This is a genomic window from Kineococcus aridisoli (assembly GCF_050871885.1).
Lineage (GTDB): Bacteria > Actinomycetota > Actinomycetes > Actinomycetales > Kineococcaceae > Kineococcus.
In genome coordinates this window covers 1-6,690 of record NZ_JBJLSF010000145.1, presented here as the reverse complement: position 1 = coordinate 6,690, position 6,690 = coordinate 1, and the positions used below count along the sequence as shown (strand labels likewise).

The 6,690-nt window shown below is 76.4% G+C and carries 7 protein-coding genes; 6 read left to right on the top strand and 1 reads right to left on the bottom strand.

All coding sequences use genetic code 11. The annotated features are described in order from the left end of the window. Positions 1-144: 144 nt before the first annotated feature. Positions 145-1,362 (bottom strand): DUF1015 family protein, encoded by a 1,218-nt coding sequence (locus tag ACRYM2_RS22530; RefSeq protein WP_432524898.1) that lies wholly within the window; start codon positions 1,360-1,362, stop codon positions 145-147. A gap of 61 nt (positions 1,363-1,423) precedes the next feature. Between ACRYM2_RS22530 and ACRYM2_RS22525 the strand changes: the two genes are divergently transcribed. From ACRYM2_RS22525 to recN, 6 genes are all read left to right on the top strand, one after another. Next, positions 1,424-1,864, top strand: a complete 441-nt coding sequence (locus ACRYM2_RS22525) for a tetratricopeptide repeat protein (protein WP_432524897.1) — start codon at positions 1,424-1,426, stop codon at positions 1,862-1,864. Continuing rightward, positions 1,861-2,979 (top strand): HAD-IIA family hydrolase, encoded by a 1,119-nt coding sequence (locus tag ACRYM2_RS22520; RefSeq protein ID WP_432524895.1) that lies wholly within the window; start codon positions 1,861-1,863, stop codon positions 2,977-2,979. Before ACRYM2_RS22525 ends, ACRYM2_RS22520 begins: the two co-directional genes overlap by 4 nt. 10 nt (positions 2,980-2,989) lie before the next feature. Further along, entirely contained in the window at positions 2,990-3,163 is a 174-nt protein-coding gene (locus ACRYM2_RS22515; protein WP_432524894.1) for a hypothetical protein, read from the top strand. A gap of 4 nt (positions 3,164-3,167) precedes the next feature. Beyond that, complete coding sequence (locus ACRYM2_RS22510) at positions 3,168-3,977, top strand: TlyA family RNA methyltransferase (protein WP_432524892.1); 810 nt, start codon at positions 3,168-3,170, stop codon at positions 3,975-3,977. Further along, positions 3,974-4,909 (top strand): NAD kinase, encoded by a 936-nt coding sequence (locus ACRYM2_RS22505; RefSeq protein WP_432524891.1) that lies wholly within the window; start codon positions 3,974-3,976, stop codon positions 4,907-4,909. Before ACRYM2_RS22510 ends, ACRYM2_RS22505 begins: the two co-directional genes overlap by 4 nt. Positions 4,910-4,925: 16 nt before the next feature. Further along, positions 4,926-6,690 (top strand): DNA repair protein RecN (recN, locus tag ACRYM2_RS22500; protein WP_432524900.1); only part of this gene is annotated, 1,765 nt, incomplete at its 3' end.

Below are 6,690 nucleotides of genomic sequence, written 5' to 3'. Positions count from 1 at the left end.
CCAAATCACTTTTTGTTGTGGTGTTGGGCGGCCCCCAACCCGGTTTGGGGGGGGGGGCCCCCTCACCCGTTCCCGGAGGGTGTTCCCCCACCCCTCCCACGACCAAGCGGCCGCCTCTGTACCGCTTCGTGCGAGCGGCGTGCGTCATCGGCGCAAGCGCAGTACCGCGCCGGCCAGGGGTTTCGGGCGGAAGGACGTCGTCTTGCGACCGACGAGTCCACCGCCGTGGACGATGCGCTGCAGCGTGAGCAGGTCCAGCCGGGGCAGCACCGCCGCGGCGAGCTCGTGCTGCAGCTGCCACACCACGTCCAGCTCGGACTCGAAGCGCACTTCCTCGACTGCGACGCCTGCGGTGCGCACGACGGCGTCCACCCACGCGCCGCTGCCGACGGCTCCACCAGTACGAGGTGGCGTGCGCACCACCTCCGCCGTCCCGTCGGCGAGGACGAGCGCGTCCCGCTCCTCCAACCGCGCCGCGAGCGCGTGCAGCTCGTGGACGTCGTGGACGGGCACCTGCCGACGGAGCGACGAAGCTCGGCGCAGCACGGCAGCGGCGGATCTCGGCAGCAGGCGGTGCAGCGGACGCACGTCCACCGGTTCGACCTGCTCGTCCCCGAGGGCCACGAGCAGCTGCTGCGGTCGGCCGGTGCGCTCGGCCAGGCGCTGGACGGCGACGTAGCGGTGGTGGCCGTCGGCGATGAGCAGCTCGTGCGCGGCGGAGCCGGTGCTCAGGGCCTCGAGCACCTCCGGAGCATCGAGCCGCCACACGTCCAGTGCCACATCGACGGCCGGTGCGCTGGACGTCGAGGACACCAGCGTTCCGATCCCGGACGCGGCGGCGTCGCCCGCCCAGCGCAGCGGCCACGGGTCGCTGGTCACCACGAGGACTGGCTCGGAGTCGACCGCGGTCTCCTGCAGGCGGTGCGCACGGGACTCGACCGCCTGCTCGAAGACCCCTTCGTGGGCGTGCACCCGCTCGTCACCGGGCAGCACCTGCAGCTCGGCGAGCAGGAAGTGGCGGCTCCGTCCCGCGTGGGTCTGCCGCACGACGTACAGGGACGGCGGGTCCTGCACCAGGACACCGGCTTCGAGCCAGCGGTGCACGGTCGGCCCACGGAGCGCTCCGCCGTACTCCGGTCGTTCCAGGTGGGTCACCACGTACGGGGACGAGGCGAGGAAGGCGGCGCGAGCCGCCGTGCCGAGCTCGGTATGCGGTGGAGCGACGAGGGTGGCCAGTGGACCGGCCACCGAGGTGTCGTAGCGCACGCCGGGGAAGGGGCGCAGCAGCACCGGGCGTCCGGGAACGGGTCGGCTCCCCCCGGTGTTGGCGACGGCACGCGTCCCCGTGCGTGCAGCGTCCACCCGTCGCATCCTACGGACGGGCCGCCGCCGGCCCGCACCCGTCGTCTCCAGGAGGTCCGTCGTGTCCGACAGCGCACGCGGCGCACAGAGCTCGGACCGTGCAGGTGGGCGTCCCAGCGGCGGCCCCTACGAGTGGCTGCAGCGCGGCCTGGCCCTGCTCGCGGGTGGTGAGGCGGCCGCCGCGGCCACGCTGCTCTCCCGAGCGCGTGCTGAAGAGCCCGGCTCGACGGGGGTGCTCGAGGCGCTGGCGCGCGCGCAGTACGACTCCGGGGACCTCGAGGGCGCGGCGGCCTCCTTCCGCGAGCTCGCGGTGGCCCGGCCCGCCGACGACTACGCTCACTTCGGCCTCGGGTTGTGCCTGAGCCGTCTCGGCCGCTTCGGCCTGGCGGCCGAGCACCTGGCGATGGCGCACGCCATGCGCCCCGATCGTCCCGAGTACGCCGATCGACTGCGACAGGTCCGCGCCACCCTGGCGGCGCGGCAGAGCCCGGGGAGCACGTGAGCACCACCAGCCCGTCCTTGACCGCCAGCGCCTCGGCGCTGCTCGCGGTGCACGACGCCCTCCTGCTGGACCTCGACGGTGTCGTCTACGTGGGACCGGACGCCGTCCCCCACGCCACCACCTCGCTGCAGGCGGCTGCCGCGGGCGGGACGAAGCTCGCCTACATCACCAACAACGCCTCGCGCACGCCGCAGGCCGTCGCTCAGCACCTGCGTGACCTCGGTGCTCCCGCGGCCGACGAGGACGTCGTCAACTCCGCGCAGGCGGCGGCCCGGTACCTCGCCGCGTCCCTGCCCGCCGGTTCGCCCGTGCTCCTGGTCGGTGGCACCGGGTTGCGCGTGGCGCTGGAGGAGGCCGGGCTGCGCCCCGTCGACTCCCGCGCGGACGCGGCGGCCGTGGTGCAGGGCTTCTCGCCCGACATGGACTGGGCACGGCTGGCCGAGGCGACCCACGCCGTCCGCAGCGGGCTGCCGTGGGTGGCGACGAACATGGACGCCACGGTGCCCACGCCGGGTGGCCCGGCGCCCGGCAACGGGCTGCTCGTCGAGCTCGTGGCCCGCGCCGCGGGCAGGGCCCCGGACGTCGTCTGCGGCAAGCCGGAGCGCGCGCTCTTCGACGCGGCGGTGCAGCGGCTGGGCGCCCACCGGGCGCTCGTCGTCGGCGACCGCCTCGACACGGACCTGCAGGGAGCGCGCACCGCGGGTCTGGCCGGCCTGCTGGTCCTCACGGGCGTCACGACGGTGCCCGACCTGCTCGCCGCCGCTCCTCGCGAGCGGCCCTCCTACGTCGCCCACGACCTGCGCGGCCTGGGGGACGTCCACCCCGGTGTCGACGTCGAGGAGGGCGACGACCTCCTCGTGGCGCGCTGCCGCGCAGCTCGCGTCGAGGTCTCGGCGACCGCGGCGTCCGTGGTCGCCGACGACCCCGGGCCCGACGGTCTCGACGTGCTGCGCGCGGCCGCCGCGGCCGCCTGGCGGGTGCGGGACGGCGCAGCCGGGCGCCGCGCCACGGTCGACGTGCTCGCGCTGGTCCCGCAGGTGCAGGCCTCGATCCGGCAGCCACCGGTCCGCGCGGCTGTGGACGAGGTCGGCGAGGATGTCGCGCCCGGCTTGTAGCGTGACGCCCGTGACGAACCCCGATCGCGACCAGCAGGCCGCCGGCCACCCGCTGGACGCAGCCCTCGACGGCGCCCTGGCGCGGCTGGACGACCTCGACGCCGTCGGTGTCCACGAGCACGTCGAGGTCTACGCGGCGGTCGACGCCGCGCTGCGCGCGCGGCTGGCCGGCACGGAGGGCTGAGGGCGTGGCGCGCAGGCTCCGGCTGGACGCCGAGCTCGTCCGGCGCGGTCTGGCCCGCTCCCGCGAGCACGCCAGCGAGCTCGTCACCGGCGGCCGGGTGCGCGTCGGCGGCGCGAGGGCGGCCAAGCCGGCGACGCAGGTGGACCTCGCGGCCGCCATCGTCGTCGAGGCCGCCAGCGAGGAGGACGAGTACGTCTCCCGCGGGGCCCACAAGCTCGTCGGCGCCCTGGACGCCTTCGCCGTGGACGTCACCGGGCGCCGCTGCCTGGACGCGGGGGCGAGCACGGGCGGGTTCACGGACGTGCTGCTGCGCCGCGGCGCCGGGCACGTGGTGGCCGTCGACGTGGGCTACGGGCAGATCGCCTGGTCGCTGCGCACCGACGAGCGCGTCACGGTCCTGGAGCGCACCAACGTCCGCACGCTCGAACCCGAGCAGGTCGCGCCGGCACCCTCGCTCGTGGTGGCCGACCTGTCCTTCATCTCCCTCACCCTCGTCCTGCCCGCCCTCGTGCGGTGCGTGACCCCGGAGGCCGAGCACGTGCTCATGGTGAAACCCCAGTTCGAGGTGGGTCGCGAGGCCCTCGGCGCCGGTGGTGTGGTGCGCAGCGCCGAGCTGCGCGCCCAGGCCGTGCGGACGGTCGCCCGGTCGGCCGCCGAGCTCGGCCTGGGCGTGCGCGGGGTGGCCGCCAGCCCGCTGCCGGGTCCCTCCGGCAACGTCGAGTACTTCCTGCACCTGGCGGCCGGTGCCGGCGACCTCGACGAGACCGCCCTGGGGCGCGCCATCGCCGAGGGCCCCCAGGCGGGGCTGTCGTGAGCGCGCCGGCCACGGTGGAGCGGTCCCCGCGCACGGTCCTGGTGCTCGCCCACACGGGCCGCTCCGAGGCGCTCGTCGCGCTCACGAAGGTCGTGCGCCGCTTCCACGAGGCGGGCATCCGCACCCTGATGACCCCGGAGGAGGCGGCCGCGCTGGGCGCGGCGGACCGCCGGCTCGTCGTCGAGCGCGACCTGGACGGTGCCGTGCCCGGCGCCGAGATGGTCATCGTCCTGGGCGGTGACGGCACGATCCTGCGCGCGGCCGAGCTGGTGCGCGGCACCGGCACCACGCTCCTGGGCGTCAACCTCGGTCACGTCGGCTTCCTCGCCGAGGCCGAGCGCGAGGAGATCGTCGGGACGGTCGCGCGCGTCGTCGCGCACGACTACCGGGTCGAGGAGCGCATGACCCTCGACGTGCAGGTGATCGTCGACGGGGAGGTCGTGGCCTCCTCCTGGGCGGTCAACGAGGTCTCGGTGGAGAAGGGCAACCGCGAGCGGATGCTCGAGCTGGTCGTCGACGTCGACGGCCGCCCGCTGAGCACCTTCGGCGCCGACGGGGTCATCGCCGCCACCCCGACGGGGTCGACGGCCTACGCCTTCTCCGCCGGCGGCCCGGTCGTGTGGCCGGAGGTCGAGGCCCTGCTCGTCGTGCCCATCAGCGCCCACGCCCTCTTCGCCCGCCCGCTGGTCATCGCGCCCACCTCGGTGGTCGGCGTGGAGGTGCTCTCGGGCATGGGGGACGGCGGCGTGGTCTGGTGCGACGGGCGGCGCACCTTCCCGGTACCCGCCGGGGCCCGCGTCGAGGCCCGCCGCTCGCAGCAGACGGTGCGGCTGGCCCGGCTGAGCACGGGGATCTTCACCGACCGTCTGGTGGCCAAGTTCGGCCTGCCCGTGCAGGGCTGGCGGGGACCCCGCTCGGTGGACGGGAGCTGAGGGCGTGATCGAGGAGATGCGCATCCGCTCGCTCGGCGTCATCCGCGACGCCCGGCTGCCGCTGGGGCCGGGGCTGACGGTGATCACGGGTGAGACGGGCGCCGGCAAGACCATGGTCGTCACCGGGCTGGGCCTGCTGATGGGCGAGCGCGCCGACGCCGGTGCGGTGCGCGCCGGAGCGGACGCGGCCGTGGTCGAGGGGCGCCTGAGCATCACCGGGGACGGACCGGTGGCCGCACGGGTCCGCGAGGCGGGCGGTGAGGTCGAGGACGAGGAGCTGCTGCTCGCCCGGACGCTGGCCTCCACCGGGCGCAGCCGGGCGCACGTGGGCGGGCGCAGTGCGCCCGTCGGGGTGCTCGCCGAGCTGTCGGAGCACCTCATCGCCGTCCACGGGCAGACCGACCAGCTGCGGCTGCGCTCGGGGGCGCAGCAGCTGCGCGTCCTCGACGGCTTCGCCGCGGACGCCGTCGCCACCGACCTGGCCTCCTACCGGGACCTGCACGCGCGCTGGCGGGCCGTCGCCGCCGAGCACGAGCACGTCGCGACGCACGCCGCCGAGCGGGCCCGGGAGGCCGACCTGCTGCGGCTGGGGCTGGAGGAGGTCGAGCGCGCCGATCCGCAGCCCGACGAGGACGTCGCGCTGCGCGAGGAGTCCGAGCGGCTGGTCAACGTCGAGGTGCTGCGCGCCGCGGCCGCGGCCGCGCACGAGGCCCTCACGGGCGAGGGCGCCGGTGCGGAGACCGGCGACGGCGCCGAGGGGGCCGACGCCCGCGTCGAGGCCGCCCGGCGCGCCCTGGAGCAGGGCGGTGCGCACGACCCGGCGCTCGCGGCGCTGGCCGGGCGGGCCGGGGAGATCGCCTACCTGCTCGCCGACCTGTCCACCGACGTCGCGGCCTACGCCGGGTCCGTGGAGGCGGACCCGCTGCGGCTGGCGAGCGTCCAGGAGCGCAGGGCGCAGCTGACCGCCCTCACCCGCCGCTACGCCGACGACCCCGCCGAGGGTCTCGCCGGAGTGCTGGAGTGGTCCCGGCGGGCCGCCGCACGGCTGCTGGAGCTCGACGACGACGGGCGCCTGGAAGCCCTCGCCGCCCAGCGCGAGGAGCTGGAGCAGCAGCTGCGGGCGCTCGCGGCGCGGCTGACGAGCGCCCGCAGGGCCGCCGCCGCGCAGCTGGAGGAGCGGGTGGCCGCCGAGCTGGCGGCCCTGGCCATGCCGAGCGCGCGCGTGCAGGTCGCCGTGCGCACCGGCGAGGAGCTGGGGCCGGCGGGCTGCGACGGCGTCGAGCTGCTGCTGGCCGCGCACTCCGGCGCCGCGCCGCGGCCGCTGGCGCGCGGCGCCTCCGGCGGGGAGCTGTCTCGGGTCATGCTGGCGCTGGAGGTCGTGCTGGCCGGTGCGGACCCGGTGCCGACGATGGTCTTCGACGAGGTCGACGCGGGAGTCGGCGGTCGCGCCGCCGTGGAGATCGGCCGGCGCCTGGCGCGGCTGGCGCGCAGCACCCAGGTGCTGGTGGTCACCCACCTCGCGCAGGTCGCGGCCTTCGCCGACACGCACCTGACCGTCGTCAAGACCGACGACGGCAGCGTCACCGAGTCCGGCGTCGTGCCGCTCGACGACGCGGGGCGGGTCGAGGAGCTGGCCCGGATGCTGTCCGGCCGCGGCTCGGGCACCGCGCGGGCCCACGCCGAGGAGCTCCTGCGCTCCTCGCGTGCAGAAGCCGTGCAGGCCGAGCGGGCGCCGGGGCGCGCACCGGCAAGGGGGGCCGCACCGGCACGCGCACGGAGAC